Source organism: Streptomyces sp. TRM64462 (assembly GCF_013362995.1).
Taxonomy (GTDB): Bacteria; Actinomycetota; Actinomycetes; order Streptomycetales; family Streptomycetaceae; genus Streptomyces.
The window spans coordinates 1-2,528 of the sequence record NZ_JABWDV010000192.1 but is presented as its reverse complement, the minus strand read 5'-3'; the positions used below and the strand labels follow the sequence as shown (position 1 = coordinate 2,528).

Annotated in this window: 3 protein-coding genes; 2 read left to right on the top strand and 1 reads right to left on the bottom strand. The window is 72.7% G+C overall.

Annotated features, from left to right (window positions below):
• Together HTZ82_RS08900 and HTZ82_RS08895 are read left to right on the top strand one after the other, a co-directional pair.
• The coding region (locus tag HTZ82_RS08900; RefSeq protein WP_175408765.1) for a family 43 glycosylhydrolase at positions 1-971 on the top strand (971 nt) is incomplete at its 5' end.
• Positions 972-988: 17 nt separating this feature from the next.
• Positions 989-2,107: a rhamnogalacturonan acetylesterase gene (locus HTZ82_RS08895; protein ID WP_175408764.1), complete on the top strand. Its 1,119-nt coding sequence runs from the start codon at positions 989-991 to the stop codon at positions 2,105-2,107.
• A 112-nt stretch (positions 2,108-2,219) separates the two neighbouring features.
• On the opposite strand, the gene HTZ82_RS08890 is transcribed toward HTZ82_RS08895, so the two are convergent.
• On the bottom strand, positions 2,220-2,528 hold a 309-nt coding region (locus HTZ82_RS08890; RefSeq protein ID WP_175408763.1), incomplete at its 5' end, for a cellulose binding domain-containing protein.

The following is a 2,528-nucleotide window of genomic DNA, read 5'->3' as shown; positions in this document are numbered from 1 at the left end:
CGGCCGCGCAAGCACCGGGCGCGCTGCCGGGCCGCCCGTACGACAACCCGCTCGTCCGCAACCGCGCCGACCCGCACATCCACCGCCACACCGACGGCCGCTACTACTTCACTGCGACCGCCCCCGAGTACGACCGGATCATCCTGCGCCGCTCCCGCACCCTGCACGGCATCGCCACGGCCGACGAGGCGGTCATCTGGCGCAAGCACACCAGCGGCGACATGGGCGCCCACATCTGGGCCCCCGAGATCCACCACATCGACGGCCGCTGGTACATCTACTTCGCCGCCGCGCCCGCGCACGACATCTGGCGCATCCGCATGTGGGTACTGGAGAACGCGTCCCCGGACCCCTTCCAGGGCACCTGGACCGAGAAGGGACGCATCACCACCGCCTGGGACACCTTCTCGCTCGACGCCACCACCTTCACCCACCGCGGAGACCGCTACCTCGCCTGGGCGCAGCACGAGCCCGGCATGGACAACAACACCGGCGTCTTCCTGTCCCGCATGGCCGACCCGATGACCCTGACCGGCCCCCAGGTGCGGCTCACCACACCCGAGTACGACTGGGAGTGCATCGGCTTCAAGGTCAACGAGGGCGCCGCCTTCATCCGGCGCAACGGCCGCGTCTTCATGACGTACTCGGCCAGCGCCACGGACAGCAACTACTGCCTCGGCCTGCTCACCGCCGACGCCGACAGCGACCTGATGGACCCGGCGTCCTGGACGAAGTCACCGACACCGGTCTTCACCAGCAACGACTCCACCAAGCAGTACGGGCCGGGCCACAACTCCTTCACCGTCGCCGAGGACGGCCGCACCGACGTCCTCGTCTACCACGCGCGCCAGTACAAGGACATCACCGGCGACCCGCTGCACGACCCCAACCGGCACACCCGCATCCAGCGCCTCGGCTGGAAGGCCGACGGCACCCCGGACTTCGGCATCCCCGTCGCGGACCGCACATGAGGAGACACCCCCCGCACATGTCCCACACCGACACAGGCGCCCGCACCGGCGCCCGCGTGAGAAGCCTCGCCCTGCTCACGACCGCCGTCGCCGCACTCGCGACCACCCTTCCGGCGGCCGCACCCGCGTACGCATCGGGACCGTACGGGCAGGGCCTCCGGCACTGCACCGACGGCACGGACACCGGCACCGGCCCCGCCGCCCTCACCTGCCACTTCCCCGTGACGCCCGGCACGTACGACGTGACGGTCACGCTCGGCGGGGACACCGCCGCCGCCACCTCCGTCACCGGTGAGACCCGCCGCGCCCTGCTGCCGGAGACGGCCACCGGGGCGGGGGAGCGCGTCACCCGGTCGTTCACCGTCGACGTCCGCACCCCGGAGGGCGAACCGACCGGACCGGACGGCTCACCCGGCCTGGACCTCAGGTTCGGCGGGCCCGCCCCGGCGCTCGACGCGATCCGGGTCACGCCGGCGCCCAGGGCCCGGCAGCTCGTGCTGATCGGCGACTCGACCGTGTGCGACCAGCCGGGGGAGCCGTACACCGGCTGGGGCCAGCGGCTTCCCCAGCTCCTCGGCCGGGGCACCGCCGTCGCCAACCACGCCGACTCCGGCGAGTCCACGGTCAGCTACCTCGCCAACCCGGCGCTGTTCGACCGGGTCCGCGCCCGGATCCGCCCCGGCGACCTCGTCCTCGTCCAGCTCGCGCACAACGACAAGCAGACCGACGCCGCCACCTACCGCGCCAACCTCACCGCGCTCGTCGACGGCATACGGGCGGAGGGCGGCCGACCGGTCCTCGTCACCCCCATCGTCCGCCGCTGGTTCAACCGCGACGGCACCCTGGACAACGACATCGCCCTCCTCGTCAACGGCCTCGGCGTGAACCACCCCGCCGAGATCCGCGCCCTCGCCGCAGAGCTGGGCACGCCGCTGGTCGACCTCACCGCCCTCACCAAGGCGCGCGTCGAGGAACTCGGCCCCGAGGAGTCCAAGGCCCTGTACCTGACCACCGAGAAGCGGGACAACACGCACACCTCGGAGCGCGGGGCCACCGAGTACGCCCGTCTCGTGCACGCCGAGCTGGAGGCCCAGGGCCTGCTCGGCCACCGGCCGCCCCGCCCCGGCGGCGCCTGACACACCGGCCGTGACGCGCCACGCACCGGCCGTGGCGCGTCACGTGCGGGCCCATGGCGCGTCCCGCGTGGTCCTCAGACCACATCGCTTCTTCGTCGATCGCCCGGGCAGGCTAGCCGGCCGTGCAGTCCGCGCTGTTCAGCGTGAACGCCGCCGGTGCCGTATTGGCCCCGGACCAGGCGCCGTTGAAGCCGAACGTCACCGTGCCGCCGGCCGGGATGACGCTGTTGTACGCGACGTTCGCGGCCGTCACCGCCGCGTCCGACTGGCCGACCGCGGCGTTCCACGCCTGCGTGACGCTCTGCCCCGACGGCCAGGTCCAGCCGACGCGCCAGCCGTCGACCGGGGCCGTGCCCGTGTTCCGTACCGTGACCTGCGCGGTGAAGCCACCGCTCCACTGGTTCTGCACGGCGTACGTCAC

Excerpts from the sequence above, each read along its gene's own strand:
- HTZ82_RS08895 (WP_175408764.1), top strand. The coding sequence starts at position 989 with ATGTCCCACACCGACACAGGCGCCCGCACCGGCGCCCGCGTGAGAAGC.